Raw genomic sequence first — 26141 nt, forward strand, 5'->3', positions numbered from 1 at the left:
GTCTGCTTTGCAGCGGTGTTTCGTGTTGCGAGGGGGCGAATCATAGGGGACCCCCTCGGCCTTGGCAAGCGTTTTCTGAAATGATTCTGGCACCAACAGAAAAGTGCTGCAAAAGACTAATGAAGGCCCGTTGGCATCGCCGAGCCACGGCGCTAGCCGGCGGCCACCTGGCTGCGGCAAACTATGGCCGCAGGACAGGCCCGGGCGGCACACGACGAAGTCCGCTACACCCGCGGGGCACTCTATATAGAAGGAGGAACTTGCATGACCATTCGCATCGTGAAGCTCGGCTCGCCCCGACAGCCCGACGAGGGAATCCGCATCGGCACCGTACGCAGGCCGCCCCGGGGCGTGCCGAAAGCCGAGTTCGCCAAGCGGGACTACTACGATGTGTGGTTTCCGAACCTGTCGCCCTCCGCCGAACTGGTTGCACAAGCCTTGGACATACAGAGCGGAGGGGATGAAAAGGCATGGCGGGCATTCGAGCGGCATTTTCGTGCGGAAATGGCGCGCCCGGAAGCCAGCAGGACATTGGATCTGCTGGCCGCGATGTCACAGCAAACGAACTTCTCGATTGGCTGTTATTGCGAACACGAGGAAAGATGCCACCGTTCCATATTGCGCGCCCTGCTGGCGGCGCGCGGGGCCGCGCTATCTTAGGCGGTGCGCTCAAACCGCCTTTTGGTCGCGCACGCACTGGCGGCGGAACAAGGGACGCAGGCTTGGCCAGCGGATAGGCAGGAGCGGGGTGCGATGACGCACAGCGTTGCGCTCGGCATAGTGGGCCAGCAGTTGCTCGCCAACCGACTGCCGGAAATAGGCGGGCGTCGGGTAGTCCATGGTCAATCCCTATTGTGGTTCATCAGGATTGACAGTATACCGATTTTTGGTGCACTGCGTCATGCTGAGGCTTGCAAACGCCCCATTCCGGGGCATTGGGTTGCCGCCGGAACGCCCAGAAATACCAATGAAATCAACGAAAAGCAGCGCCCTGGTGGCGGCGGGTGCTGACTTGACCTGGTGCGGGATCTCTTCCGTATATCGAATACTATCTACCAGCGCTCAGGAACCTGTGGCGGCGGCCTCGGCCACATCTTCGGCTGCCTTGGCGGCGCTATAGACGTGCCGCGTCGCCAACAGCGCCGCCAGATCCGCATCGCCGGCGATGACGGCCTGCAGGATCTGCGCATGCTCTTCCCAGTTCTGCCGGGCACGCGTCACGTTGGCCGGTGCGAACAGCAGGCCTGTGCGCTCCCTGAGCGTACGCACCATATCCTGCAGCACGCTATTGGCCGCGATATTGCCCAGCACCTCATGGAAGCGGGTGTTCAATTCGATGAAACGCTCCGAGCGTCCGCTCGCGGCGGCCTCGGTGCCCTGGCGCAGCACTTCGCTGAGTTCGGCGATCAGGGCAGGATCACGGCGCTGGGCAGCCAGCTTGGCGTTAAGCCCCTCCAGGGTGGCCCGCACTTCAACCATTTCCTTGGCGATGTTCGGCGACAGCGTCGCCACCGAGGCGCCCCGCCGGGGCTCGATGCGCACCAGGCCTTCGGCGGCAAGCGCGCGCAGCGCTTCCCGCACGGGGATGCGCGACACGCCAAGTTCAGTGGAAAGCTTGTTCTCGACCAGGCGCTCGCCTTGGTTGTACTGCCCGCCGAGGATGCGCTCACGCAACGTATCGGTCACCAGGGCAAACAATGGGGAGTGCTGGGCGCCAAGACTGGCGCCGGCGGAATCCGAACCAGGAAGTGCGTGTTCGGTACCATGGGCGTCGGACATAGATTCTGGCTTGGGTCGGCGAGACACTGTCCTCGGGTGTGGCGCACGGGCGAGCCATCGCGAACGAGTGTCAAAGGGATCAGGGACCGCGGCGCTGGCCCGGAAGGCTGAGGGACAATGCGACCGCGGCGGCATTGTCCGCATTGTATACCGGCGCACTACGGTTTTTGCGCAACACACATTGCCAATGCCAAGGCTCACATCAGGGCGCGCCGCGCCCTGGCACAACGCGCCGCCCATGTGCCGTGGGCACGGGTCCGGCAGGCTATGATGCGTAGCCTCTCCCAAACCCCGCCCGCGATTCGCCGATGGCTCTTAACCTGGTCTGGCTCTCCTTCTTCCTGCTCGCCTTCATCGTCGCCTGCATTCGTGTGGCGACAGGCGATACCGCGGTGTTTCCGGCGATGCTCGCAAGCCTGTTCGACAACGCACGCACCGCGTTCGAGATTTCGCTTGGCCTGGCGGGCGTCATGAGCTTGTGGCTGGGCATCATGCGCATTGGCGAACGCGCCGGCGTAGTCGACGTCTTTGCGCGGGCGGTCAATCCGCTTTTGCGCCACTTCTTCCCCGGCGTTCCGCAGGGCCACCCGGCCCAGGGCGCGATGATGATGAATGTGTCGGCCAATATGCTGGGGCTCGACAATGCGGCGACGCCGCTCGGCCTCAATGCCATGCGGGAGCTGCAGTCGCTCAATCCGCGCGCTGACACAGCCAGCAACGCGCAGATCATGTTCATCGTGCTGAACACGGCTGGCTTGACGCTGATCCCGACTTCGGTGATCGCCATGCGGCAAGCGATCGCGGTCAAGCAAGGCCTGGTCGGGTTCAATGCCGCGGATATCTTCCTTCCGACCCTGCTTGCCACCTGCGTGTCCTGCGTTGCCGGCTTGCTGGCAGTGGCTTGGGCGCAGCGGCTCAACGTGCTCAAGCCAGCCGTGCTGGCCGCCTTCGGGCTGCTGGCGGCGGCTGTCGGCGGAGTCTTCCTCTGGCTGCGGCACGCGCCCCCGGAACAGGTGAGCACCGCCACCGCCCTGGCTGGCAGCGGCTTCATCCTGACGTTGATCGTGGTCTTCCTGATTTGCGGCGCCGTACGCGGCATAAACGTCTACGAGGCCTTCATCGACGGCGCCAAGGAAGGCTTCGGCGTCGCTGTGCAGATCATTCCCTATCTAGTGGCAATCCTGGTGGCGATCGGGCTGTTTCGGGTGACCGGCTGCATGGATGTCCTGATGCGGGGCCTGAGCGCCGCTTTTGCTTGGCTGGGCCTGGACACCGCCTTCGTCCCCGCGCTGCCGGTCGGGTTGATGAAAATCCTGTCTGGCGCGGGCGCCCGCGGGCTGATGATCGACGTCATGAGCACCTATGGCGTCGACTCCTTCCAGGGTAAGCTCGCCGCGATCATCCAGGGCTCGACCGAAACCACCTTCTATGTGCTTGCCGTGTACTTCGGCAGCGTCAACATCCGCAACACACGGCACGCGCTTGCCTGTGCCTTGTTCGCCGATCTTGTGGGATTGTGCGCCGCGATCGGCATCGCCTACCTGTTCTTCCGCTGAAACTGGCACGCCGTGCCGCGATAAAACCGACGAATTGCCGACAAACACTCGACGAAAACAGGGCGAAAGATGATAGAAGACGAGCTTTCGATGTATTAAGCCGCTACTTTGTTGCTCACATACAACATGTTTGTGAAGCCAGACACGCTTGGCCTACATGCCGCTTGGTGCGACGCAACAAATCATATATAGTGGAGTCTGTCTCCTCCACCACCTCGGTGGATTCCAGCCCGCGCACGAAACTGCGCGGGTTTTTTTTGCCCGCGTTTTGCCAATCGCCATGGTTTGCCATTGCTGTGGCGGCTCACGGCATCGGCCGCAGCCGATCCTGCCCAGCGCACCAAAGAAGCTCAGCCGCTGCACCATGAGAAGGCCAGGCCGCACCGCTCCGGGGTGAAACCTCGAATTTCGCGCAAAATGTTGCGACGCAACATTCGATCCCGTAGAGTCAACCTGTCTCTTGCGCCTGGCAGGGCGAATCTCCGCCTCGCAGCGCCCACCCTTCTTGCCGACATGATCTCCGCGCTGCGCCTGCCCCGCCCCGATGCCTCGATGTTGCAAAGAGGCCTGGTCTACGCCTTCTCGTTCCTGGTCCTGGCCGGCACGGGATGGCTCACCGGGGAAGCGGGCTATCTGTGGGCGGCAACGGCTTCGATCTGGACCTGCCTGGCCGACCGCCGCGGCACCGCCGCCGAACGGCTGGCGGCACTGGGCTCCGTCGGCATTGGCGGTGCCGCCGCATGTGCCCTGGGCACCGCTGCAGCGGTGACGCCATGGACGGCGCTCGCCGTGGTGCTTTTCGCCGGGCTGGCCGCCGGGCTGGCCGAGACCCGCGGCCCCGTGCCCGCGCTGTCGGCCAAGCTGCTCTATGTGGTGCTGATCGCCTCCTGCCTGCAACCAGCGGGCGAGGCCGAACTGGCCATGCGTGTGTTGGCCCGCAGCCAGGAATTCCTGCTCGGCGGCATCTTCGCCTGCGTCGTCAGCCTGGCCCTCATCCGATCCGCGCGCGACACGCGGCCGCGCGCCGAGATACTGGCGGTGTTCGATGCGTTGCTGCGTTTTGCCTCCGATCTGGCGGCCGATGCGCCCGTGGGCGATGCGACGGCCACCAAGCGCGACATCCGCGAGCGTATCGAGGCTGCGCATCAGGCGATCAACATGCGGCGCAGCCTGCGGGACCCGCTTGGGCTGATGCACTATGCCTATGTGGTGAGCCTGGCCGATGCCATGTTCGCCCTGTTGATCGTTGCCGCCGAACTGCGCAGCCGGGCCGATGACGCGGGCCCCAAAGCCGGTGACACGGGCAGTGCGGAGCACCTGCCGCTGCGCCACTTGCTGCGCTGCGTCACCGATGTCCGGGAGCAGGTCTGCGAAGGTCTGGCCCATCACGCGCCTGACTTGCCGTCGCTATGCGCGGCGCTGGCCGGCGAACTGCGCCGGCTGCATGCACCGCTGGCCAATGCCGGGGCGCCGCCGTTGTACCAGGCTGCGCTGAGCGCACTGGCCCGCTATCCGGCCTTCGGCGACTGGCGCCGCGAGTACCGTTGGCCGCGGCGCGCCATGCGCCGGACATGGCAACGCTGGCGCGCCGTGGTTGCGGAGCACACCGCCCGCGATGCCCGCGTGGCCCGCCATGCGGTGCGGCTGGCGCTGGCTGGCGGCCTGAGCCTGATGCCGGCGCAGTTCTGGAGAGTCGATCACGGATACTGGGTAGCGGTCACCGTCATCATGGTGCTTAGCCCCCAGTTGCAAACCACGCGCAGGATCTCGTTCCTGCGCTTCGCGGGTTCCCTGGCCGGCGCGCTGCTGGCCTGTGCCATCGGCCTGGCCCACCCGCCGGCGCCGCTGGCCCTGGCAATCAGCGCGGCCTGCCTGGCTGCCGCCTATACGTGCCGGCTCGCCGGCAGTCCCGGGGCCTTCGCAATGTGCCTGACGCCCGCAGTGATCCTGTTCTCGTGGGTCGGGGCTCCAGCGGCGGACAGCAGCCACTTTGCCGCACTGCGAGGCATCGACACGGCGCTGGGCTGCCTGATCGCCCTGGCTAGCTACTATGTGCTGGCGCCGCGGGCCGAGCTGTCGCGGGTGTATCGCCATAGCCTCGACGCGCTGGTGGCAAACACAACGTACCTGCGGGCCGCATTTGCCGGCGCCAGCGCGTTCACTGCCTCGCCCACCCGCTCGCCCGCGCCGACGCAGACACGGCTGGAAGCCTTGCGCATGGCGGCCGGGCGTACCTCCAGCCGGGCGGATCAAACCTTGCAGCAGGGTGTGGCAGAGCTCGCTCCAGAGTTGGCCCGCGAGTACGCCCAGCTGCACCTGGCCTTGCGGCGCATGGCAGCGCTGGCTGGCTTGGTGCGCGCCGGGCTAGAGGCCCAAGCAGGCAAGAGCCAGCCGGAACCGGCCACGCAGGCCGTCCTGCAAGGCCTCGCCGCACGGCTGTCCGACCTGGCAGCCAACCCCGGCGCAGGCGTGACTTCGCTTGCAAGCGGGTTCCTGCCGGATTCCGCGGCACCGCTGGACCGGTTTCTGGTTGAACAGGCCGGCTTCGCCTCGGCCCAGATCAACACCGCCCACGCAGCCGTGGCCGCCGTGCACCGGCTGGCCGGCGGCCAGCCCAGGCCCAACGGCCCGCATTTGCCCTATCCGGGTTGATGACGGTCAAAGCCCAGCACTCTGCGTTCATCGCGGATCGGAACCATCTCCTAGAATGGTTCCATTCCTCAGTGACCGGTGTGAGGCACGCCATGCCCGAAATTTCCTTTCCCCGCAGCGTCCCCACCTACTGTGCGGCTAGCCTGACCCTCTCCTGCCCCGCCACTGTCAACGGGCAACCCACCTTGTATTCGATCACGGCCGAGGCGCTCGAGACCCATTTCGGCGCCCGCTCCCCACGCGAGGAGGATCTGGTGCGGGCGTTTACCAGCCACCGGCAGCGCATCGAACGCATTGCCGAAGGCCTGTTCGAACTCACCCAGGCGCGGGAAATCCTGTTACGTAGCGGGCACATCCGATTCGCAGGCTGAAGGCTCAGCCTTCCGCCGCCTGGCCGCGCACCAGGAGCACCGGCACGCTGGCCTGCCGGATCACGGACTCGGCCACGCTGCCCAGGACCAGCCTGCGCACGCCACGCCGGCCGTGGGTGCCGATCACGATGAGGTCTGCGCCCCATTCAGCTGCGGCATCGTTTACCGCGCTGGCAATGTCGCCCCCCACGGTCTGCTGGGTGACCAGCCGCGTTTCATGGCGCACGCCCTGCGCGCTCAGGCGTTGCGCGGCAGCCGCCAGCGCGCGTTCGCCGCTGTCGGCCAGCGCTTGCTGCACGGGCGTTGGGTCGTAATACGCAACGTCGAACATAAGCTGGCCGTTGTCCACGACATACAAGGCGAGGACTTGCGCGCCCCCGGTGCCCGCGATCCGGATTGCCTCGGCAAGCGCCAGGTCGGAGGTTGCACTGCCATCCACTGCCACCACAATCTTCTTATAAGCCGCATTCGTCATTGCCATTTTCTCCAGTAGAACAACGGATAGTGGCGGAAGCGGCATCGCATTCCGCCGGATTCGATACTACTCGCCCCCGCGCGACGCGGACGTTCCGTGCGCGCCCGAGTCCACAATCACGAGGTAGCGCCCGGGCCGGGCCACCGGCGCCCGGCCCGGCGCCAGGACCCAAAGCGAGTCACCGCGCTGCGCAGCGGCCAGGTAGTCGGCATCCAGCAGACCATAGTGGTCAAGGAGGCGATTCAGGGTGGCGGGGATCCGCACGCATCCCTTGGAAGCCGGGTGGCCCAGCCGAGACTCAAGCCGGTCCGGATCGGTGGCATGCATCTGCAAGCGCATCTGGCTCTCCCCGCCCTTGCCCCAGCCACGTTGGGCATCGACCCAGCCGAAGTCATAGATGCGCATCCCGCTGACGCCGTAGCCGCGGATGCCGTTTTCGTTGTAGGTACCCTCGGCACGGAAATCCATGTTGTCCATGCTGTGGCTGAATACACCGGTCGGGGTGATGAAATGATCGAAAGTGCCTGGCTTGCCTGTCGAGACGGGCGCGGCGCCCACCCACTGCCAGGGCGCATCGTCGGCGGGCCGCGCGAACAGCATGGCGGCCTGGACGCGCGGGTTGCGATCGACCAGCACAGCCCAGTCACCCGCATCGGCCTCCCGCCCGTCTGCCTGTAGCGCGGACGCCAGCAAGCCGGCATACCGCACGGCGACGGCCGCCGGGAGGCTGAGATGGCGGGACACTTGTTGCGCGAATGCTTGCCGGACCATGCTGAGCTCATTGGCGGCGGCAAGTGGTGGCTGGAACGCCACCAGCGCGGCTAGCGCCAATGGCGCCAGACGTCGTCTGAAGCGAGCGAGCCAGCGCCGAAAACCTTTGACGCGGGCCCGCCCGAGGCGAGCGCACGACATGATTGCCTCCTTTAGACAGGCGTTGCGGCTAAACGCCATGGTTGACGTTTACGCGGCGCGGCGCCTTGTGCAGGATCAAGCTCCACGCACGGAAGCGCTCCGACGCCACCGTCCCGAAACGGTGGACGGTCTACTTATATAGACCGCGAAGGCACGGACTATTTCCGTTGTGTATGTCGGACGCCGCTTCCCCGGGGACGAAGGATCGCCAGCGTACCGAGCGTGGCGGCTCAGCCGCCGCGTTTCGTGCCTTACGCAGGTCGCATCCATATACAATCACGCCCATGCAATACATCCATGTCGTCAATGGCGACGTAGCGGGCAACACGCTACGGCAAGCCCTCGCCCAGGCCGCCAGGCCCGACCCGGTCGTCGTGCTTCGCGACGACCTCGCCGTCGGGCCGCTGGCCGATGTCGATAGCAGCGGGCTGATCCGCTCCGGTTTCTGGCAGCGCGTGGCGCCGCACAGCGACATCGACTTCGCCGCCGAAATGCATCAAGCGCTCGACCAGCTGCATGGCCTGCGCAAGGACGAGCTGGAAGTTGCCATCTGGCATGGCCAGAGCGCTTCCGACCAGCTGATGCTGCGCCGGGTGGTGTTTCACCTCTACCAGTCGCCCCAGCGCATCAATGAAGTGGCCATGGACATGCGCGAGCTGGAAGCGCCCGCGCGCGGCAACCTGGCCGCTATCGGCATGTATCCCGCGGCCCGGCTGGCGCGGCGCTTCTCCACCATCGCCCCGGTCTCGGTCCTGCGCCTGGGCCGCCTGGGCTATGAGTGGCAGCAGAACGTCAAGGAAAACGCCGACGTGCGCCTGTGGAAGGGCAATACGCTGGTGCCAGCGGCCTACCACACGGTCGACGAAGTCATCCTGGAGCGCGCCCCGCTGGAATGGGCGCCGGCCGCGCAAGTGGTGGGCGGCGTGATGGGCGCCATCGAAGGCCTGCTGGCCAGCGACTGGTTTGTGTTCTGGCGCTGCCGCGAGCTGATTGGCGCCGGCCAGCTGGTGCTGCGCGGCAATGCCGAATCCCTGCAGACCTGCGAGTTGCGCCGCAACCTGTCCGCCGGCGGCGAGTAAAAAGAGAAAAGGCGAAGGTCTCCATGGCCCGTACCAAGGCACCCGATTTCGAGGCGCAGCGCGAGCAGATCCTGGACCTGGCTGCCGCCGCCTTTGCCGCCAGCAGCTACCCCAGCACCTCGATGGCCGACCTGGCTGCCGCCTGCGGCACTTCCAAGGCCCGGCTGTACCACTATTACGAGAGCAAGGAGGCGATCCTGTTCGACCTGCTCGACCGCTACACGCGCCGGCTGATGCTGATCGTGACCGAGGTCGAGGCGGAGGCGGAACGCCAGGGACGCAGCGAGCTGGATAGCTTCTCCAACCTGATCCGGGCCTTCCTGGCCGAGTACGAGACCTCGCAGACCCGGCATGTCGCCCTGATCAACGACGTCAAGTTCCTCGCCGAGGAGCAGCGCGACCAGATCCTCAAGCGCGAGCGCGACGTGGTGGCCGCCTTCTCCCGCCAGTTGCGCCGGGCCTATCCCGAGCGCGTCACCCGCGACAACCAGGCCGCGCTGACGATGACGGTGTTCGGCATGATCAACTGGACCTTCACCTGGCTCAAGCCAGGCGGCAAGCTGTCGTACGCGGAGTTCGCCGAGATGGTGATCGACCTGCTGGCGGGCGGGTTGCCCGGTGCGCGCGCAGAACCCGCAGCGCGGCTGCGTGGTGTCGAGTAACACAAATTCATAGGCAGTGCCGGCGCCATTGCAGCGCCGGCGCGGCACCTCAGGACCAGTCTTCCTCTTCCCGCTGGCGGCGCTGATCGCGGTCCTGGCGGAACATTTCCTCCAGTTCGTCGCGCGCCTGGCGCGCCAGCGAGACCAGCTTCTTCTGGTCCGTGTAATGCGGATAGAAGCGCTCGATCGCCGCGATGTTATGCCGGCGAAAGCGCAGCGCGACCGAGCGGGCCTGCACGGGATCGTAGCCCAGCCCCTCCAGCACGCGACGGCCCAGCAACAGCGAGCCCTCGAACACTTCGCGCTCGAACAAATGCACGCCGCGGTCCTTGAGCTGGTAGACGTGCGACACATGGCGCGCCCGCGCGTAGATCTGCAGGTGCGGGAAACGCGCTCGCACGCTGTCGATCAGCGCGAGGCTGTCCTCCATGCCATCGATCGCCACCACCAGGATGCGGGCCCGCTCAGCGCCCGCGGATTCAAGCAGGTCCATGCGCGTGGCGTCCCCGTAGAACACCTTGAAGTCGTACTGGCGCAGAAACTCGATCTGGTCGGGATCGTGGTCCAGCACGGTCACGCCGATCCCTTGCGCATAGAGCAGGCGGCCGATGATCTGGCCAAAGCGGCCGAAGCCGGCGATCAGCACGGGGTTGTCCTGCGGCGCGATCACGTCGTCCGGGCGCCGCGCCAGGCGGGCCAGCCGTGGCGCCACCAGCCGGTCGAAGGCCAGCAGGAGCAGCGGCGTGGCCACCATCGACAGCGCCACCACCAGCACCAGCAGCGCCTCGGTGCGCGCCGGCAGCAAGCCGGCGCCGCCCGCCACGCCAAACACCACGAAGGCGAACTCGCCGCCCTGTGAAATCAGCAGCGCAAACAATAACCACTGGCCGCGCGCAATGCCAAAGCGCGGCGCCAGCAGGGCCAGCACCAGCGTCTTGAGCAGCACGAAGCCAACCACCAGGGCTGCCACCTGCACCGGCGCGCGCATCAGCACGCCGAAGTCGATCGACATGCCTACCGCCATGAAGAACAAGCCCAGCAACAGGCCCTTGAAGGGCTCAAGGTCGGCTTCCAGCGCATGGCGGTACTCCGAGTCCGCCAGTAGCACGCCAGCCAGGAAGGTGCCCAGCGCCATCGACAATCCCACCGCGTCCATCATCAGCGCGATGCCCACCACGAGCAGCAGCGCGAAGGCGGTGAACATCTCGCGCATGTCGGTGCGCGCGATAAAGCGCAGCGCGGGGCGGACCAGATAGCGCCCGCCCACCACCACGGCGCCGATCACCCCGACCGCCTTTGCCGCCCCGAGCCAGCCCCCCGCGCCGGACGCGCCGGCGTCTGTGCCACCGGCAGCCAGCAGCGGCAACAGCGCGATCATCGGGATCGCGGCGATGTCCTGGAAGAGCAGGATGCCGAAGCTGGCGGCGCCCGCCGGCGTGCCAAAGAGATTGCGCTCGGTCAGCGTGGCCAGCGCGATCGCGGTGGACGACAGCGCCAGCCCCAGGCCCGCCACCAGCGCGACCTGCCACGATGCCCCGACCAGCGCAGCGACGCCGCCGAGCAGGATCGCGCAGGCCGCCATCTGGGCGCCGCCATAGCCGAAGATCACGCGGCGCAGCGCCCACAGCTTCTTGGGCTCGAGCTCCAGGCCGATCACGAACATCATCAGCACCACGCCGAACTCGGAAAAATGCAGGATGGACTCGACGTTGGTCACCAGCCGCAGGGCCCACGGGCCGATCGCCACGCCGGCCAGCAGGTAGCCGAGCACCGCGCCCAGGCCAAAGCGGCGCGCCACCGGCACCGCCACTACCGCGGCAACCAGGAAGACCACCAGGGCCACCAGGAAATCGTGTTGTTCCATGGCGTGCTCCTCAGCTTGCGGCGGCGTTGGAGGCAACGCCACGGGCGCCCTCGGCAATGCCGCCCAGCACACCGGTGACCCGGCCGATATGGTCGGCCAGCGCCTGGGCATCGGCCTGGTTGGCATCGTGCAGCACCAGTGGCGACAGCCAGCTCATGCCGCACAGCACGGCGGTCTGCTCAAGCGGCAGCATGTATTCCTCGATGCTGTGGCCATGCGTGCCGTCGGGCCCGTAGGAGTCGGCGTGGCCACCGGTGCTGGCCACCACAAGCATGGACTTGCCACGCAGCGCCGTACCGCCGGGGCCGTAAGCCCAGCCACTCTCCAGCACATCGTCCACCCACAGCTTGAGCAGCGCCGGCATGCTGTACCACTGCACCGGGAACTGCAGCACCAGCGTGCCGGCCCGCGCGAGCGCGCGCTGCTCGGCGACCACGTCGATGTCGTAGTCGGTATAGCTGGTGTAGAGATCGTGCACGGTCACGCCGGGCAGGCTTTCCAGTGCCGCCGCCAGCGGACGATTGACGCGCGACAGTTGCGGCCTGGGGTGGGCGTAGATAACGAGAATCGGGGGCTCGGCCTTGGGGTCCACGAAAAATCCTGAGAAATCAGCTGCGCAACAGTAGTCGCGAGGCCAAAAAGATGTGCATAAAGCACTTACATCTGTGAATAACCGGGGCTGTGCCACCGCGAAGCAGGGCCAATCCCGTGCCCCGGCCCGGCGAAAGCCGGTATGCGGCGTTGCAGCAAACCCACACCATCGGGCGGAAAGCGCCCTTCAAGCACCACATAACTGATTGATTTATATAGATTTAGTTGGAATTTACAAAATCGAACAAGGTAGATGCGATGCTCACCTTACGTGGAACTGACAAATCCACTACAATACTTTTTGCATTGCAGCAAGATAGTGTTTGCCCTTGTAGCCCGACCAATTTGTCGAAAGTGCATGGACGAACACCCGCTGAGTGCTATTTTTATACCTGATTACGTCGCAAGGAAAACAAAGTGAATCCGCTCGAACTGAGCAAGGCCGTCGGGGCCGTATCCGACGAAGATCTCCGCCGTGCAGCCGCAGCAGCGCAAGCCTCGCATCGCCCCACCACCCTGGTGCGCGAACTGGCTGCGCATCATCGCTCGCGCCTGCTCAAGCATTTCCTCGCCCTGGGCGAGGAGGATCGCCTGCTCCGTTTTGGCCAGTCGGTTGGCGATCATGTGATCGAAGCCTACGTCGACAGCATCGATTTCGACCACGACACCGTGTTCGGCGTGTACGACGAGCACCTGGAACTGATCGGCGTGGGCCACTTTGCCAACCTGCGCGACAACACGCAGGGCCGCGTCGCCGAGTTCGGCGTCTCCGTGTCGCAGAGCGCACGTGGCCGCGGCATTGGCAGCGCGCTGTTCGAGCGTGCGGCCATGCACGGCCGCAACAGCAATGTGCGCACCCTGTACATGCACTGCCTGTCGCGCAACGCCGCCATGATGCACATTGCCAAAAAGGCCGGCATGAAGGTGCAGTATGCGTACGGCGAGGCCGATGCCTACCTTGAGCTGCCGCCTGCCGATACCGTCAGCCGCCTGACCGAGGCGCTCGACGAGCAGGTTGCCGACCTCGACTACATGCTGCGCCGCAACTTGCGCGATGCGCGCCGTTTCGGCCTGCGCTTCTGGCGCTCGATGGTGCCGCAAAAGCACACCGCCTGAGCGAAGCCTGCCGGCATCGTACCGATGGCGCGCCCGCCCGGCGCGCCATTTTCTTTGGTGCCGGCGATAACCGCGAGGCTCTCAGCCTCCTGGTACCGGCAAGGCCGTGGTGTCCTTGATGCATTCGAGGGCGAAGCTCGATCGTACGTCGATGACCGCGGGATGGGCCAGCAAGTGGTCCTTCATGAAGCGTGCGAAATGCTCCATGTCTTCCACGTAGACCTTGAGCAGCAGGTCCATCTCCCCGGTCATGGCGTGGCAGGCGGCCACTTCCGGCCAGATCTCGATGGCAGCGCGGAACAAGTCCAGCGGCGCCTTGCCTTTGGGCGCGCCCCCGTGCTTCTCGAGCCGTACGTTGATATAGGCCAGCAGCCCCAGCCCGATCCGGCCGGGTTCCAGCAGCGCCGCGTACTGGCGAATCACGCCAACCTCCTCCAGCCGGCGGATGCGTCGCAGGCACGGGCTGGGCGACAGGTTCACGCGCTCGGCCACTTCCAGGTTGGTCAGCCTCCCGTTGGTCTGCAGCACCTCCAGGATCTTCCTGTCGATCTTGTCCAGCTCCACCTTGCTCACGATATTGTTGCTCCGCAATATGTTTGTCGGCAATTTTTTTGCGCAAATTTAGCAAACCGTGCACAAGTACGCAATTTTTTATGGCGACCTGTCTCTTCCGGCGTCCTTTCGCCCTGCGCGATCGCCTTCCAGGTGCAAGATGCCGCCGCGGCGTACGGCCCATGCACAGGAACAGGGCGTCAGAGACTGCCATGGCAAATGCGGCCGGATCGCCCCGGACGTTCCGGCCTTCAGGAGCGTGGACTATTCGCTGATCCGGCAGGTCGAGCGTTCGGAAGGCAAGGATGGTGCCAACACTGGCCAGAGCCGCCAGCCACGAAGCAAAAAAAAGCGCGGCCGGCAACGGTCGCGCTTCTTTTCATCTGCCCACGGCGCGGCGCGCCGTGGATCCTGCCTCAATCAGCCACCGCTGCTCGACGGCGCTGCCGGGTTGGACTGGCTACCGCGGGGCATCCGCTGCATCCGCTGCTCGTGCATCTTCTGCATGCCAGCGTGGATCTCGTCCAGCGTCAGCTTGCCGTCGTGGTTGGTGTCGAGCTGGTCGAAGTACTTGGCCAGGTGAGGCATCCCGGCTTGCACCTCTGCCTTGGTCAGCGCACCGTCGCCATTCTTGTCGGCCGCCTTGAAGCGGGCATCGAGCTCGGCCCGCATCTCGGCACGGCGCTGCTCCATCATCGTCTTGTGATAGGCAGCCAGTTCGCTCTTGTCGAGCTTGCCGTCGTGATTGGTGTCGATCTTGTTGAAGAGCGCGTCGGCCTCCGCTTTGGAGATCGTGCCATCGCCGTCGGTATCGATCGATTTGAACCACATGCCGCCGCCATGCTCCATATGGTGGCGCATACCCGCCTGAGGTCCCGGGCCCGGCGCGGCGGGGGCAGTGGTCTGGGCGAAAGCTGCGCCGCCCATCGCCAGGAACACCGCCGAAGCGGCCATGAAATTCCGGATCGAACGTGCCTTGAGATTGCCTTGCATGTCTTTGCTCCTTTTTCGTCTCGGTGGACTGGTAAGGATTAGAGCGCACGCCAGGCTGGAAAGTTGGTCCGCCTAATACGTTGTTACGCGGCTCACAGTTAAGCACCGCCGGCGTAAGCCGCTGAAAGTAACGTAAACAAGTTGGCGCAGCGCTGTTACAAATCAGTCTTTAGCAGAGATAGGTTCGTTACCGCCCTGGGACGGCTGCTGCGGCAAGGACTGCAGCGGCGGTGCGGGGATGGGCGTGGCGGGCACCGGCATCGGCGTGGATAGCGGCGCCGCCGCGCCTGCCGGCAAAGCCGGCTGCGGGGCCGCCGCGGGGCCGCGCGTGACGATGGCCGGGACCGGCAGCGCGATTTCCTGGCGCACGCCATTGCGCTCGATCACAACCCCACGATCACGGACTTCCGTCAGCCGGATCTGCGGGGACAGCGCGGTGCCCGCGCGCACCGCCTTGGCCGGGCCGCCATCCAGCGAGACAATGGCCGCCCCGGCACCGCTGCCAATGTCGGCTACCACCCCGATCAACTGCACATCGCGCACGCCGGACTGCGCGTTGCCGCCAAACAGCGTGCCGGCCGCGCCGGTCTCCACCGCCTCGGTCTGCGCCACGCGGGCCGCGTTCGGCACGGCAATGGTCTGCATCGCGCTGAAGGTCAGCGCCCAGCGGGTAGCCAGGGCGCATAGCGCAACGAACAGCACGAGCGCGGCCAGTCGCGGCAGCCAGAGGCTGGAGGGGTTGAAGCGAAGGGCAGGCCGCAAGGAGAGTTGCACGGAAGTGGGCTGGTAGGCATCAAAACACCAAGCCTACCAGAGCCGCATGACAGCTGTCTGCCTCCGTCAGGCCCGCGACGCATCGGCACGCCAAGGCAAAACGATGCGTTGCGCGCATCCCGCGCCGTTTTGCCGCGGGTGAACATGCAAGCACTCGCTCGCAAAGTCGTCATGAAGTGGCGGTTATACTGTTTGACCACTGGATCGCCGCCACGCGGATGCAACGCGGATGTAAGCAGGCGCTCCGCCAGATATTCCATAAGGCTAACCATGATGCGCAGGAACGTTGCCACCCTTCCCGACTCTTCCCCCCGCCTCGGCCGCCGCCGTGTCCGCGGCTTTACCCTGATCGAAATCATGGTCGTGATCGTGATCCTCGGCGTGCTGGCCGCGCTGGTGGTCCCGAAGATCATGAGCCGCCCCGACGAAGCCCGCATCGTCGCCGCGCGCCAGGACATTTCCTCGATCATGCAGGCGCTCAAGCTGTACCGCCTGGACAACAGCCGCTATCCCACCACCGAGCAAGGCCTTGCGGCACTGGTGGCCAAGCCCACCACCGAGCCCGTGCCCAACAACTGGAAGGGTGGCGGCTATCTGGAAAAGCTGCCCAAGGATCCCTGGGGCCATCCGTACCAGTACCTGAACCCGGGCGTGCGCGGCGAGATCGACGTGTTCAGCTTCGGCGCCGACGGCCAGGCTGGCGGCAGTGGCAACGACGCCGATATCGGCAACTGGGAATAAGGAACCACTGCCATGATCCGGGCCAGGCGCGCAGCCATGAGCACCTGGCCACAGGCAGGGCGGCTTCACGGCCATCGCGCCCGCGGCTTCACCTTGCTGGAACTGCTGGTGGTGATGGTCATCGCCGGCATCGTGATCTCGCTGGTCGCCGTCAATGCCGCGCCCAATGAGCGCGGCCGCGTGCTCGACGACGGACAGCGCATTGCGCGGCTGTTCGAGCTCGCTCAGGAAGAAGCCCAGCTGCGCGCCCGGCCGATTGCCTGGGAGGCCGATACGGTCGGCTGGCGTTTCCTGCAAGCCACGCCGGCCGGCTGGGCCCCGCTCGCCGGGGACGTGTTCGCGCCGACCAAATGGCGCCTGCAGCTCGACGGCGTGGCCGTCACCGAAGGCGGGCGCGGCAACGGCGGCGCGCGCCTGGTGTTCGGGCGCGAGCTGATCGAAGGTCCCCAGCATGTCGTGCTGGTGCGCGGCGGCATTCGCATCGATGTGGCCAGCGACGGCGCCGGCCGCTACTTCGCCAGCACGCCATGACGCGCCACCCCAACTCCCCCCCCTGTGCGCGCAGCGCCCGGTGCTTGCCGGTGCGCGGCTTCACCCTGATCGAAGTGCTGGTCGCCCTGACCATCCTGGCCGTGGCGCTGACCGCCGCCATGCGCGCGATGGGGTCGATGATCGAGGCGGGCTCCGCCTTGCAGACCCGCATGCTGGCCGAGTGGAGCGCCGAGAACCACCTCGCCACCCTGCGCCTGTCCAAGACCTGGCCCGAGCCCGGCACGCGCGGCTACGCCTGCCCGCAAGGCGGTGTGGAGCTGTACTGCGAAGAAACCATCTCGGGCACGCCCAACCCCTCTTTCCGCCGCGTCGAGATCGCGGTCTACCCGTCCGGCGCCGACAAATCCGTGCGCCTGGCCTGGCTGGTCACCATCGTTCCCAATGAAACGCGCAACCTGCTCTGAACGCGTTAAGCGCTTTAAGTGCCTTGGGCGGCCGCGCCCGGCCGTGGCCATGCGCGGCTTCACACTGCTGGAAATGCTGGTGGCGATCACCTTGCTGGCAGTGATCGCCGTGATCGCCTGGCGCGGCCTGGACGCGATGACGCGCGGCCGCGAGCGCCTGACCGACCACGACAACCGCCTCAATACGCTCAAGCTGCTATACGGCCAGTTCCAGTCCGACTGCGAGCACCTGACCAGCCCGACCCTGCTGCAGGGCAGCCCGGTAGAGCTCGGCAACGGCCTGTTGCTGATGGTGCGCGACCGCCGAGACGAGGGCCGCCCCAGCCAGTGGCAAGTCATCGCCTATCGCCTCAACGGCAACACCGTGGTGCGCGCTGCCAGCCCGCCGGCGGACAACCGCAGCGCGGTGCAGGCCGCGATGATCACGCTGCGCCAGGCTGGCGGCGGCGCAAACCTGGCGCGGCCGCTGGTCGGCGATGCCGACAGCCTGTCGGCGCGCGTCTGGGTCGAACCCGGTGGCTGGCAGGCCGAAAACGGCCGCATCGCCGCCGCGCTGCTCAGCGGCAACGCCAGCGCCAGCGCGGTGGCCGCCTCCGGCGTGAGCGCCAGCCTGGGCGTAGCCACCACGGCGGTGCGTGCGATCGAGCTCAACCTCACGGCGCGCATGGGCGACGGCGACACGCCGCGGCGCTTCCAGAAAATCTGCATGACCGGCCTATGAGCAAGCGCATCGCTCCCCTTGTGCCGGCCGGCCGCCGCCAGCGCGGCGCCGCCGTGGTCACGGCCCTGCTGGTGGTCACGCTGGCGGTCGTGGTGGTATCCGGCATGCTCTGGCGCCAGCAGGTGCAGATCCGCTCCATCGAGAACCAGCGCCTGCTGGCCCAGGCCAGCTGGATCGAGCGCGCGGCCGTCGACTGGGCCCGCCTGATCCTGCGTGACGACCAGCGCCGCACCAGCGTGGACCAGCTCGGTGAGCCCTGGGCAGTGCCGATCGCCGAGACCCGCCTGTCGGACTTCCTCGGCGCCGGCCTGCGCACCGACCAGGAAGGCGAAACCTCCTTCCTGTCGGGCCGCATCCTCGACGCGCAGGCCCGCTTCAACCTATCCAACCTCGTGCTGTGGACCGCCAGCGAGTCCCAAGGCCGGATCGCCACCATCGACGCCCCCAGCCTGGCGATCTATCGCCGCCTGCTGCAGACGCTGGGCCTGAACGCCTCGCTGGCCGAGCCGACCGCCCGCTACCTGGTAAGCGCCGCCGGCGCCAGCAACGGCGGCAGCAGTGACAGCCAGCGCGGGCTGCGCGCGCCCGACGACGTCAACGACCTGCTCGCCATCCCGGGCTACACGCCGGAGATCGTGGCCGCGCTGGCGCCCTTCGTCGACGTGCTGCCCGAGCGCACGCTCGTCAATGCCAATACCGCCGAGGCCGAAGTGCTCGCCGCCGTGATCGACAAGCTGCCGCTGGACCGCGCCCGCGAAGTGGTGCGCCAGCGCGACCGCGCCTATTTCAACAACATTGGCGACCTGCAAACGCAATTGCGCACGCTGGCGCCGCAGGCCGACCCCAACGCCGCCACCAGCACGCTCGACGTACGCACCCACTATTTCCTGATCTACGGGCTGATCCGCCACGAGCGCGCCAGCCGCATGCAGGTCTCGCTGGTCTACCGCGGCGAAGTGCTCGGCAATGCCAATACCACCCGGGTGGTCTGGGTGCGCGATATCGACCGGATGCCGGAGCAGCGCTGATGCGTGCAACCCCTCGTCCGTGTGGCCGTCGTGGCTGGCGGATTTTGGGATCATGCTGTCGGATCGCGCGGGACGAAAAGGGTTAGCGTAGGTGGCCACAAGGGGCAGGCCCGGGCCTCCCAGGCGCGCCGCGAAACACCTGCCGGCGCCCTTCCCGGGTGTTTGGCCAGCAGTATCAGACAGATACGTATTGACGCCAATTCGTCACACAGGCAAGGTATGCTCCGGCCCGGCGGAAGCGGTAGTCCATGGCTCCGGGCGCCCGCCTGCCCTGTGCCGCCGGCAGTATCGCAGCCGGCATCCGCCATGCAAGCAGCGCCGTCCGCTGCATGGGCCGCATGCCCCCGCTATCGTTCATTGACGCCACGATCGGCGCTGTAGCAAGGAAATCTTGAGCACCACCCTGTACGTCCGCCTGCCGCATCGGCCGCACGACCAGCCGCAACCCTGGCACTTCGGTGCCTTGCCGTTTGCCCTGGTCCGCACGGCCGTCGCCGACCGTAGCCACCGGCAAGGCCCCCAGGCGGCGGGGCAGTTGTTGCGCGAAGGCCACGCCGCCATCGCCGAACTGCCTCCCGCCGAACGCCTGGTCCTGATCATGGCGGCCAGCGATGTGCTGCTTACCGGAGCCACGGTGCCGCCGCTCGCGCCGGCGCGGCTCAAGCTGGCGCTGCCGAACCTGGTCGAGGAGGTGCTGGCCACCGACGCCCAGCCTTGCCATATCGCCGTGGGCCCGCCCCTCGACGCGCTGCCGGGCAAGGGCAAGGCGGCCAGCGGCTCGCGCCGGCGCTTGCTGATGGTGACGGACCGCGCCTGGCTGCGCGCCGTGCTGGACGCATTTGCCGAGCATCGCCACCGCCGCCGCCACGTGTTGCCGGCGCAGTTGTGCCTGCCCCAGCAGCCTGTGGCGCATCCCGCCGAGCCCGGCGCGGATTCTGTCGGCCACCCCTCCGCGGCCAGCGCGGCCCCGGCCACGCTGGCGCTCGAAGCCGCCTCGCTGACCAGCGCGTCGCCCTTGTTTGAAACGGAGGGCGTGCCCGCGCCAGCCGAGCTTTCGCGCTACTGGCAACTGACCGTGCGCAGCAGTGAGTACGCCGGCTACGGCCTGCTGCTAGGCTCCGAGGCGCTCGCCGCCTGGCAGGGACTCGCCCCCGCCGGTGACTGGTACGCATCAAAGGACGCCTTGGCGCGGGTGGCGCCGCCGGGCGCGCAAGCGCTGGACTGGCGGGTATGGATCGAAGGGGCACAGGCCAGCCTGCGCGAGCCCGCGCTCGACCTGGCCCAGTTCGAATTCGCCCAGGGCCGTGCCGACCGCTGGAACCTCAAGGCCTGGCGCCTGCCGCTGGCGCTGGCTGCCGGCCTGGTGCTGGTCCAGTTGATTGGCATGAACGTGCATTGGCTGCTGCTGCGCCAGGAGGCGCAGCGCCTCGCGGCCGGCCAGGAACAGACGCTGCGCAGCGCCTTTCCGCAGATCCCCGTGGTCATCGATCCGCCGCTGCAGATGCGCCGCCAGGTCGACCAGCTGCGCCTGGCGAGCGGGCGCAGCACGCCCGACGATTTCCTGCCGCTGGCCGACCGCTTCGGCCAGGCCGCGCGCCAGCTTGCGCCGGACGCGCTGCTGGCGCTCGAATACCGCGGGCACACTTTGTTCGCCACGCTCAAGCCTGGCACCGACACCAATGCGCTGCGCAGCGCGGCGCGCCAGTCCGGCCTGGCCATGGAAGCTGACAACAGCCCGCCCGACGCCGCGCGCGCCAACGCACCGGCCGGCACCCGCTGGTCAATCAAGCCCAGCCTGTGAGCGCGGACCGCCAAGTGACCCCGATGAAAGACACCGCATCCAAGCCCGGCCCCCGCGCCACCCAGCGCAGCCCGGCTGGCCGCGCGCGCGTCGCGGACCGGCTGGCGCGCCTGCGCCCGCGCGTGCCGCAGCGCTGGCAGGAACGTTTCGACGCCTTCTGGTCGGCGCGCAACCCGCGTGAGCAGGCCATCCTGGCCGGCGGCAGCGCCGTGCTGGCGCTCGTGATCGGCTACACCGTCCTCTGGGAGCCCGCCGCCGACGGTCGTGACAAGCTGCTGCGCAGCCTGCCGCAACTGCGCAGCGACGCGGCGGAGATGGAAACGCTGGCGCAGGAAGCGCGCGGCCTGGCAGCCAGCCCGGCCCCGTCGCTGCGCGGCGAGGCGCTCAACCAGGCCTTGCAGGAGAGCCTTGCCCAGCACGGCCTCAAGGCCACCCGCCTCAATGGCACCGGCGACAACAGCGTGCAGGTGCAGCTCGACAAGGTGCCCTTCGGCTCCGTGGCGAGCTGGCTGCAGGATGTGCGCCAGCAACAGCGCCTCAAGGTGATCGATACCCGCATCGTCTACGTGGGCGCCACCGCCTTGGTGAACGTCACCGCCACCTTGCAAGGCCCCGCGGCAAATCCGGGCGGGCGCGGCTGATGGCGCGCCTGGAAGCCCTGAGGCTCGCCCGCCGCCGCGTTGCCAGCCCCCGTGGCTGGCAACGCGCGGGCTGGCTGGCGCTTGGCTGCGTCACCGTGGCGCTAACCGTGCTGGCGGCATTTCCCGCGGCATGGATCGCCGATGGCATCGCCAGCCAGAGCCAGCGCCGCGTGCTGCTGGCCGATGCCGATGGCTCGCTGTGGAACGGCAGCGCCACCCTGGCCCTGTCGGCCGGCACAGGCAGCGAGACCGCCACGGTGCTGCCCGGGCGGCTGCAATGGTCAGTGGCCTTCTGGCCGTTGCTGACCGGCACGCTGCGCATGGTGGTCAACCATACCGAGGCCATGAGCGGCCCGGTCGCCGTGGCGGTGACCCCGCTCGGCTGGACCGCCCAGGCCGGCGCCATCCGCATGCCGGCGGCGCTGCTCGAAGGCGTCGGCGCCCCGTTCAATACCCTGCGCCCCGACGGGCTGATGCGCATTGACTGGTCCGGCCTGCAAGGCCGGTTCTTTGCGCGTGCCAGCGAGCCGGGCAGCGCAGGCGGCGCGGGCGGCATGACCGGCCACCTGACCGTACGCCTTGACCAAGTATCATCGGCCGTCAGCCGGGTGCGCCCGCTTGGCAGCTACCGCGCCGAGATCGACTGGTCGGGCGCCGACGGCAAGCTGCAACTGACTACCCTCGCCGGGCCACTGCACCTGCAGGGCAGCGGCACCCTGGGCCGCCAGGCGCGCTTCGAGGGCACGGCCGACGCCGACCCCGACGCCGCTACGCAATTGGTGGGCCTGTTGAGCCTGCTGGGACGACGTGAGGACAATGTGACACGGCTGCGCTTCTGACCCCGGCATCGGCGCGAAACCTTCGCGCCGATGCCCGCAGCCCGGAACCGAATATGAAAACCCAAGCCCTTCGACCTTCGCTCAAGACCCGCTGCGCCCGCGCCACCGCGCTGCTATGCGGCCTCTCCCTGCTGGCACCCGCGCCGCTGTGGGCCCAGCAACCGAGCCAGCCGGCGGCCCAGCCAGGCCAGCCGCCCGACCTGACTCCGCGCAGCCGCGACCAGGTCGTGCTCAACTTCGTCAATGCCGACCTGGAATCGGTGGTGAAGGCGGTGGGGCAGGCGACCGGCAAGAACTTCGTCATCGACCCGCGCGTGAAAGGCTCGGTGAACCTGGTGACCGAGCAGCCGGTGTCGCGCTCGCAGGCGCTGGAAACGCTGGGCTCGGTGCTGCGCATGCAAGGCTATGCGATGGTCGAGAGCAACGGCTTCACCAAGGTGGTGCCGGAAGCCGACGCCAAGCTGCAGGGCTCGCCCATCGTGGTCGGCAGCGGCAGGTCCCGCGGCGACCAGGTGGTGACCCAGGTGTTCCGCCTCAACTATGAGTCGGCCAACAACCTGGTGCCGGTGCTGCGCCCGATGATCGCGCCGAACAACACCATCACCGCCTACCCGGCCAACAACACGCTGGTCATTACCGACTACGCCGAGAACCTGCAGCGCCTGGGCCGCATCATCGCCGCCATCGACGCGCCGGCCTCGGGCGAGGTCGAGCTCGTGCCGCTCAAGAATGCCATCGCCAGCGATACCGCGCTGGTGCTGCAAAAACTGCTGGACCCGGGTTCCGCCGGCGCTGCTGGCGGGGCCGTGGCAGGCGCCGACGCCAGCCTGCGCACCTCGGTGGTGGCGGAGCCGCGCAGCAATTCGCTGATGATCCGTGCCTCCAGCCGGGCACGGCTGCAGCAGGCGCGCCAGTTGATCGAGAAGCTCGACCAGCCCTATGCGCGCCCCGGCAATATCTGGGTGGTGCCCCTGAAAAACGCGGAAGCCACCAAGCTGGCGCAGACGCTGCGCGCCATCGTCGCGGCCGACAGCTCCTTCAACACCAGCCAGTCCGGCACGCAGGGCGCGACCGGCGCGGCGGGCGTCGCCGGCGGCACCGGCCTGCTCAACACCTCGACGCCCAACACCGGCCAATACACGGGCGGCAGCACCGGCAGCTCCCGCAGCGGATCGGGATCCGGCGGCGGCAGCTCGGCCTTCGCGAACTCATTCGCCACCAACACGTTGCCGACCACCGGCGGCATCATCCAGGCCGACCCGGCCACCAACTCGCTGATCATCACGGCCAGCGAGCCCGTCTACCGCAACCTGCGCGCGGTGATCGAAGACCTCGACATGCGCCGCGCGCAGGTCTATATCGAGTCGATGATCGTGGAAGTCTCTTCCACCCAGACCGGCCAGCTGGGCATCCAGTGGCAGGGCCTGCTCAACTCGCGCAATAGCAACACCAACGTCTTTGCCGGCACCAACTTCGGCACGGGCGGCCAGAACATCATCAACCTGACGGGTGCCGCCGCCGCGATCAACGCGAACGGCGCCGCCGCCATTCCGAGCGTCTCGGGCCTGGTGCCCGATCTGGCCGGTCTGAACCTCGGCATCGTCAACCGGGCGATGGGCCTGGGCGCGCTGCTGCACGCGCTTGGTGCCGACGGCAGCGTCAACCTGCTGTCCACGCCCAACCTGATCACGCTGGAGAACGAGGAAGCCAAGATCCTGATCGGGCAGAACATCCCGGTCACCACCGGCTCCTACGCGCAGACCGGCAGTTCGGCGTCAGTCACGCCATTCCAGACCTTCGACCGCAAGGACGTCGGCATCACGCTGCGGGTCAAGCCGCAGATCACCGATGGCGGCCTGGTGAAGATGCAGATCTACCAGGAATCATCGTCCGTGGTACAGGGCACCGCCGCCCTCACCCAGGGCCCGACCACCAATGTGCGCTCGATCGAGACCAACGTGCTGGTGGACGACGGCCAGATCATCGTGCTGGGCGGCCTGATCGAGGACACCTACGGCGACGGCGTGCAGAAGGTGCCGGGACTGGGCGACCTGCCGTGGATCGGCGGGCTGTTCCGCTACGAAAACAAGAACCGCGGCAAGACCAACCTGCTGGTGTTCCTGCGCCCGTACGTGATGCGCACCGCCGGCGCCACCGACCGCCTGACGCAGGACCGCTACGACTATATGCGCGGCCTGCAGCAGGGCTTCGCCTCACCCAACATCATGGTGCGCGACGGCAATACGCCGATCCTGCCGCCGGCGGACGCGCCCATGGCACCGTTCGTCGACCCGCGCTCGCGCGGGCCGGTGCCGGGTCCGCTGCCGCTGGAGCAGACGCTGCCGCAATCGCAGCAGCAACAGCAGCAACAGCAGCAAAGGCAGCCGCAAGCCCAGGCGCCCGCAGCCAACGGCACGCCGCTGCCGCCGGGCGTCAATCTCGGCAACGCCACGGTGGACGCCGTGCGCCCGGTGAACTGAGACTCGCCATGGCCACAAGCATCGCCCCCGCCGCCATGTCCGACGAGCCGCTGGAGCCGCCGTCGACCATCGCCGCGCGCCTGGTCACCTACGGCTTCGCGCGCGAGGCCCGCCTGCTGATCGCGCACCAGCGTGCCGACGGCCTGGAGGTGTGGGTCAGCCGCGCCACCTCGCCCGCAGCGCTGGCCGAAGTGGCACGCGTGCACGGGCCGCTGCGCCTGCGCGTGCTGGAGCCCGATGCGCTGGAGCTCGCCATGTCCGAGGCCTACAACCGCCAGGACAGCGGCAGCGCCGCCCAGGTGGTTGGCGAGGTGGAGGGCGAAGTCGACCTGTCGCGGCTGATGCAGGACATTCCCGCCGTGGAAGACCTGCTGGAGTCCGAGGACGACGCCCCCATCATCCGCATGATCAACGCGCTGCTCACCCAGGCCGCGCGCGAAGGTGCCTCCGATATCCACATCGAGCCGTTCGAGTCCTCCTCGGTGGTGCGCTTTCGCGTGGACGGCACGCTGCGCGACGTGGTGCGCCCGAAGAAGGCGCTGCACGGCGCGCTGATCTCGCGCATCAAGATCATGGCGCAGCTCGACATCGCGGAAAAACGCCTGCCGCAGGACGGCCGCATCACGCTGCGCGTGGGCGGGCGTCCCGTGGACGTGCGCGTCTCCACGCTGCCCACCGGCCACGGCGAGCGCGCGGTGCTGCGTCTGCTCGACAAGGAGGCCGGCCGCCTCGATCTCGCCAAGCTCGGCATGGCGCCGGGCACGCTGGGCGGCTTCGATCACCTGATCCGCCAGCCGCACGGCATCGTGCTGGTGACCGGGCCGACCGGCTCGGGCAAGACCACCACGCTGTACGCCGCGCTGTCGCGGCTCGATGCGCGCACCACCAACATCATGACGGTGGAAGACCCGATCGAGTACGACCTCGACGGCATCGGCCAGACCCAGGTCAACCCGCGCATCGACATGACCTTCGGCAAGGCGCTGCGGGCCATCCTGCGCCAGGATCCGGACGTGGTGATGATCGGCGAAATCCGCGACCTGGAAACCGCGCAGATCGCGGTGCAAGCCTCGCTGACGGGCCACCTGGTGCTGGCCACGCTGCACACCAACGACTCGGCTTCGGCGGTGACGCGGCTGGTCGACATGGGCATCGAGCCCTTCCTGCTGTCGTCGTCGCTGCTCGGCGTGCTGGCGCAGCGGCTGGTACGCCGGCTGTGCCAGCACTGCAAGCGCGAGGAAGTGATCGAAGTCACACCCGACGAAGCCGACGTGCTGCTGGCGCAAGGCAAACCGCTGCAACGCGTGTGGCATGCGGTGGGCTGCGACAAATGCGGCCACTCGGGCTACCAGGGGCGCATGGGCGTGTACGAGCTGCTCAGCGTGGATGACGAGATCCGCACCATGATCCACCGCCAGTCGGCCGAATCCGAGATCAAGAAGGTGGCCCTGGCGCGCGGCATGCACACCATGCGTCGCGATGCGCAGCGCTGGATCGACTCGGGCGCAACCGCGCTGGAAGAAGTCTTGCGCGTCACGCGCGACTAAGGGCGAGCCCA

26 protein-coding genes are annotated in these 26141 nt (G+C 67.4%); 17 read left to right on the top strand and 9 right to left on the bottom strand.

Annotation, left to right across the window (positions count from 1 at the left end; genetic code table 11):
- The first annotated feature begins 264 nt into the window (after positions 1 to 264).
- The gene (locus AC07XB_RS16490; RefSeq protein ID WP_492375214.1) at positions 265 to 660 is read left to right on the top strand and encodes a DUF488 domain-containing protein; all 396 of its coding nucleotides are present in this window, start codon (positions 265 to 267) and stop codon (positions 658 to 660) included.
- A gap of 9 nt (positions 661 to 669) precedes the next feature.
- Here the strand turns inward: AC07XB_RS16490 and AC07XB_RS16495 are convergent, their stop codons facing one another.
- On the bottom strand, positions 670 to 840 hold the full coding sequence (locus AC07XB_RS16495) for a hypothetical protein (protein ID WP_492375215.1): 171 nt from the start codon (positions 838 to 840) through the stop codon (positions 670 to 672).
- A gap of 222 nt (positions 841 to 1062) precedes the next feature.
- Positions 1063 to 1779 carry a GntR family transcriptional regulator gene (locus tag AC07XB_RS16500; RefSeq protein WP_492375216.1) on the bottom strand — a complete coding sequence of 239 codons (717 nt, stop codon included), beginning with the start codon at positions 1777 to 1779 and terminating at the stop codon, positions 1063 to 1065.
- A 308-nt stretch (positions 1780 to 2087) separates the two neighbouring features.
- Here AC07XB_RS16500 and AC07XB_RS16505 point away from each other — a divergent pair, with 308 nt between their 5' ends.
- The 3 genes from AC07XB_RS16505 to AC07XB_RS16515 all read left to right on the top strand — a co-directional run bounded on the left by AC07XB_RS16505 (position 2088) and on the right by AC07XB_RS16515 (position 6358).
- Positions 2088 to 3335 (top strand): nucleoside recognition domain-containing protein, encoded by a 1248-nt coding sequence (locus AC07XB_RS16505; protein ID WP_492375217.1) that lies wholly within the window; start codon positions 2088 to 2090, stop codon positions 3333 to 3335.
- 552 nt (positions 3336 to 3887) lie between these two features.
- On the top strand, positions 3888 to 5987 hold the full coding sequence (locus AC07XB_RS16510) for an FUSC family protein (protein WP_492375218.1): 2100 nt from the start codon (positions 3888 to 3890) through the stop codon (positions 5985 to 5987).
- Between the two features lie 92 nt (positions 5988 to 6079).
- Positions 6080 to 6358: a DUF1488 family protein gene (locus AC07XB_RS16515; RefSeq protein WP_183032748.1), complete on the top strand. Its 279-nt coding sequence runs from the start codon at positions 6080 to 6082 to the stop codon at positions 6356 to 6358.
- Positions 6359 to 6362: 4 nt separating this feature from the next.
- On the opposite strand, the gene AC07XB_RS16520 is transcribed toward AC07XB_RS16515, so the two are convergent.
- Both AC07XB_RS16520 and AC07XB_RS16525 read right to left on the bottom strand, forming a co-directional pair.
- Complete coding sequence (locus AC07XB_RS16520; protein WP_492375219.1) at positions 6363 to 6833, bottom strand: universal stress protein; 471 nt, start codon at positions 6831 to 6833, stop codon at positions 6363 to 6365.
- 66 nt (positions 6834 to 6899) lie between these two features.
- Positions 6900 to 7745: a L,D-transpeptidase gene (locus AC07XB_RS16525; RefSeq protein ID WP_492375220.1), complete on the bottom strand. Its 846-nt coding sequence runs from the start codon at positions 7743 to 7745 to the stop codon at positions 6900 to 6902.
- Positions 7746 to 8029: 284 nt separating this feature from the next.
- Here AC07XB_RS16525 and AC07XB_RS16530 point away from each other — a divergent pair, with 284 nt between their 5' ends.
- A complete protein-coding gene (locus tag AC07XB_RS16530) occupies positions 8030 to 8824 on the top strand; it encodes a DUF1835 domain-containing protein (RefSeq protein WP_492375221.1) in 795 nt (264 codons plus the stop codon).
- 23 nt (positions 8825 to 8847) lie between these two features.
- A complete protein-coding gene (locus AC07XB_RS16535) occupies positions 8848 to 9486 on the top strand; it encodes a TetR/AcrR family transcriptional regulator (RefSeq protein WP_043350405.1) in 639 nt (212 codons plus the stop codon).
- 49 nt (positions 9487 to 9535) lie between these two features.
- On the opposite strand, the gene kefC is transcribed toward AC07XB_RS16535, so the two are convergent.
- On the bottom strand, positions 9536 to 11350 hold the full coding sequence (gene kefC / locus AC07XB_RS16540; RefSeq protein WP_492828733.1) for a glutathione-regulated potassium-efflux system protein KefC: 1815 nt from the start codon (positions 11348 to 11350) through the stop codon (positions 9536 to 9538).
- Between the two features lie 10 nt (positions 11351 to 11360).
- Positions 11361 to 11942 carry a glutathione-regulated potassium-efflux system oxidoreductase KefF gene (kefF, locus tag AC07XB_RS16545; RefSeq protein ID WP_492828731.1) on the bottom strand — a complete coding sequence of 194 codons (582 nt, stop codon included), beginning with the start codon at positions 11940 to 11942 and terminating at the stop codon, positions 11361 to 11363.
- Between the two features lie 416 nt (positions 11943 to 12358).
- Between kefF and AC07XB_RS16550 the strand changes: the two genes are divergently transcribed.
- Positions 12359 to 13057, top strand: coding sequence for a GNAT family N-acetyltransferase (locus tag AC07XB_RS16550; RefSeq protein ID WP_441637517.1), 699 nt, complete (start codon positions 12359 to 12361; stop codon positions 13055 to 13057).
- An 81-nt stretch (positions 13058 to 13138) separates the two neighbouring features.
- Here AC07XB_RS16550 and AC07XB_RS16555 read toward each other — a convergent pair whose 3' ends face one another.
- From AC07XB_RS16555 to AC07XB_RS16565, 3 genes are all read right to left on the bottom strand, one after another.
- Positions 13139 to 13630 carry an Lrp/AsnC family transcriptional regulator gene (locus AC07XB_RS16555; protein ID WP_043352404.1) on the bottom strand — a complete coding sequence of 164 codons (492 nt, stop codon included), beginning with the start codon at positions 13628 to 13630 and terminating at the stop codon, positions 13139 to 13141.
- A gap of 399 nt (positions 13631 to 14029) precedes the next feature.
- Positions 14030 to 14602: an EF-hand domain-containing protein gene (locus AC07XB_RS16560; RefSeq protein ID WP_492375224.1), complete on the bottom strand. Its 573-nt coding sequence runs from the start codon at positions 14600 to 14602 to the stop codon at positions 14030 to 14032.
- Between the two features lie 162 nt (positions 14603 to 14764).
- Positions 14765 to 15376, bottom strand: a complete 612-nt coding sequence (locus AC07XB_RS16565) for a type II secretion system protein N (RefSeq protein WP_492375225.1) — start codon at positions 15374 to 15376, stop codon at positions 14765 to 14767.
- Between the two features lie 273 nt (positions 15377 to 15649).
- On the opposite strand from AC07XB_RS16565, the gene gspG reads away from it, so the two are divergent.
- The 10 genes from gspG to gspE all read left to right on the top strand — a co-directional run bounded on the left by gspG (position 15650) and on the right by gspE (position 26130).
- Positions 15650 to 16117: a type II secretion system major pseudopilin GspG gene (gspG, locus tag AC07XB_RS16570; RefSeq protein ID WP_441637549.1), complete on the top strand. Its 468-nt coding sequence runs from the start codon at positions 15650 to 15652 to the stop codon at positions 16115 to 16117.
- 36 nt (positions 16118 to 16153) lie between these two features.
- The gene (locus tag AC07XB_RS16575; RefSeq protein WP_492828728.1) at positions 16154 to 16648 is read left to right on the top strand and encodes a GspH/FimT family pseudopilin; all 495 of its coding nucleotides are present in this window, start codon (positions 16154 to 16156) and stop codon (positions 16646 to 16648) included.
- Complete coding sequence (gene gspI / locus AC07XB_RS16580; protein ID WP_492375227.1) at positions 16645 to 17073, top strand: type II secretion system minor pseudopilin GspI; 429 nt, start codon at positions 16645 to 16647, stop codon at positions 17071 to 17073. The genes AC07XB_RS16575 and gspI overlap by 4 nt, the downstream gene beginning before the upstream one ends.
- 49 nt (positions 17074 to 17122) lie before the next feature.
- Positions 17123 to 17794: a PulJ/GspJ family protein gene (locus tag AC07XB_RS16585; protein WP_492375228.1), complete on the top strand. Its 672-nt coding sequence runs from the start codon at positions 17123 to 17125 to the stop codon at positions 17792 to 17794.
- Entirely contained in the window at positions 17791 to 18822 is a 1032-nt protein-coding gene (gspK, locus tag AC07XB_RS16590; RefSeq protein WP_492375229.1) for a type II secretion system minor pseudopilin GspK, read from the top strand. The genes AC07XB_RS16585 and gspK overlap by 4 nt, the downstream gene beginning before the upstream one ends.
- Before the next feature lie 391 nt (positions 18823 to 19213).
- Complete coding sequence (gene gspL / locus AC07XB_RS16595) at positions 19214 to 20623, top strand: type II secretion system protein GspL (protein WP_492828726.1); 1410 nt, start codon at positions 19214 to 19216, stop codon at positions 20621 to 20623.
- 23 nt (positions 20624 to 20646) lie between these two features.
- Positions 20647 to 21264 (top strand): type II secretion system protein M, encoded by a 618-nt coding sequence (locus tag AC07XB_RS16600; protein ID WP_492375231.1) that lies wholly within the window; start codon positions 20647 to 20649, stop codon positions 21262 to 21264.
- The gene (locus AC07XB_RS16605; RefSeq protein ID WP_492811536.1) at positions 21264 to 22103 is read left to right on the top strand and encodes a type II secretion system protein N; all 840 of its coding nucleotides are present in this window, start codon (positions 21264 to 21266) and stop codon (positions 22101 to 22103) included. Before AC07XB_RS16600 ends, AC07XB_RS16605 begins: the two co-directional genes overlap by 1 nt.
- A 53-nt stretch (positions 22104 to 22156) precedes the next feature.
- Positions 22157 to 24583, top strand: a complete 2427-nt coding sequence (gene gspD / locus AC07XB_RS16610; RefSeq protein ID WP_492828724.1) for a type II secretion system secretin GspD — start codon at positions 22157 to 22159, stop codon at positions 24581 to 24583.
- Between the two features lie 8 nt (positions 24584 to 24591).
- Positions 24592 to 26130, top strand: coding sequence for a type II secretion system ATPase GspE (gene gspE / locus AC07XB_RS16615; RefSeq protein ID WP_492811531.1), 1539 nt, complete (start codon positions 24592 to 24594; stop codon positions 26128 to 26130).
- Positions 26131 to 26141: the final 11 nt, after the last annotated feature.

Source organism: Cupriavidus sp. GW821-FHT02F09 (assembly GCF_059421605.1).

Coding starts and splice junctions, on each gene's coding strand:
- AC07XB_RS16585 (WP_492375228.1), top strand. CDS start 17,123: ATGCGCGGCTTCACACTGCTGGAAATGCTGGTGGCGATCACCTTGCTG.
- gspD (WP_492828724.1), top strand. CDS start 22,157: ATGAAAACCCAAGCCCTTCGACCTTCGCTCAAGACCCGCTGCGCCCGC.
- AC07XB_RS16495 (WP_492375215.1), bottom strand. CDS start 840: ATGGACTACCCGACGCCCGCCTATTTCCGGCAGTCGGTTGGCGAGCAA.
- gspK (WP_492375229.1), top strand. CDS start 17,791: ATGAGCAAGCGCATCGCTCCCCTTGTGCCGGCCGGCCGCCGCCAGCGC.
- AC07XB_RS16500 (WP_492375216.1), bottom strand. CDS start 1,779: ATGTCCGACGCCCATGGTACCGAACACGCACTTCCTGGTTCGGATTCC.
- AC07XB_RS16505 (WP_492375217.1), top strand. CDS start 2,088: ATGGCTCTTAACCTGGTCTGGCTCTCCTTCTTCCTGCTCGCCTTCATC.
- AC07XB_RS16525 (WP_492375220.1), bottom strand. CDS start 7,745: ATGTCGTGCGCTCGCCTCGGGCGGGCCCGCGTCAAAGGTTTTCGGCGC.
- AC07XB_RS16520 (WP_492375219.1), bottom strand. CDS start 6,833: ATGACGAATGCGGCTTATAAGAAGATTGTGGTGGCAGTGGATGGCAGT.
- kefC (WP_492828733.1), bottom strand. CDS start 11,350: ATGGAACAACACGATTTCCTGGTGGCCCTGGTGGTCTTCCTGGTTGCC.
- AC07XB_RS16515 (WP_183032748.1), top strand. CDS start 6,080: ATGCCCGAAATTTCCTTTCCCCGCAGCGTCCCCACCTACTGTGCGGCT.
- AC07XB_RS16490 (WP_492375214.1), top strand. CDS start 265: ATGACCATTCGCATCGTGAAGCTCGGCTCGCCCCGACAGCCCGACGAG.
- AC07XB_RS16575 (WP_492828728.1), top strand. CDS start 16,154: ATGAGCACCTGGCCACAGGCAGGGCGGCTTCACGGCCATCGCGCCCGC.
- AC07XB_RS16530 (WP_492375221.1), top strand. CDS start 8,030: ATGCAATACATCCATGTCGTCAATGGCGACGTAGCGGGCAACACGCTA.
- gspI (WP_492375227.1), top strand. CDS start 16,645: ATGACGCGCCACCCCAACTCCCCCCCCTGTGCGCGCAGCGCCCGGTGC.
- AC07XB_RS16510 (WP_492375218.1), top strand. CDS start 3,888: ATGTTGCAAAGAGGCCTGGTCTACGCCTTCTCGTTCCTGGTCCTGGCC.
- gspE (WP_492811531.1), top strand. CDS start 24,592: ATGGCCACAAGCATCGCCCCCGCCGCCATGTCCGACGAGCCGCTGGAG.
- AC07XB_RS16605 (WP_492811536.1), top strand. CDS start 21,264: ATGGCGCGCCTGGAAGCCCTGAGGCTCGCCCGCCGCCGCGTTGCCAGC.
- gspG (WP_441637549.1), top strand. CDS start 15,650: ATGCGCAGGAACGTTGCCACCCTTCCCGACTCTTCCCCCCGCCTCGGC.
- AC07XB_RS16600 (WP_492375231.1), top strand. CDS start 20,647: ATGAAAGACACCGCATCCAAGCCCGGCCCCCGCGCCACCCAGCGCAGC.
- AC07XB_RS16560 (WP_492375224.1), bottom strand. CDS start 14,602: ATGCAAGGCAATCTCAAGGCACGTTCGATCCGGAATTTCATGGCCGCT.
- AC07XB_RS16535 (WP_043350405.1), top strand. CDS start 8,848: ATGGCCCGTACCAAGGCACCCGATTTCGAGGCGCAGCGCGAGCAGATC.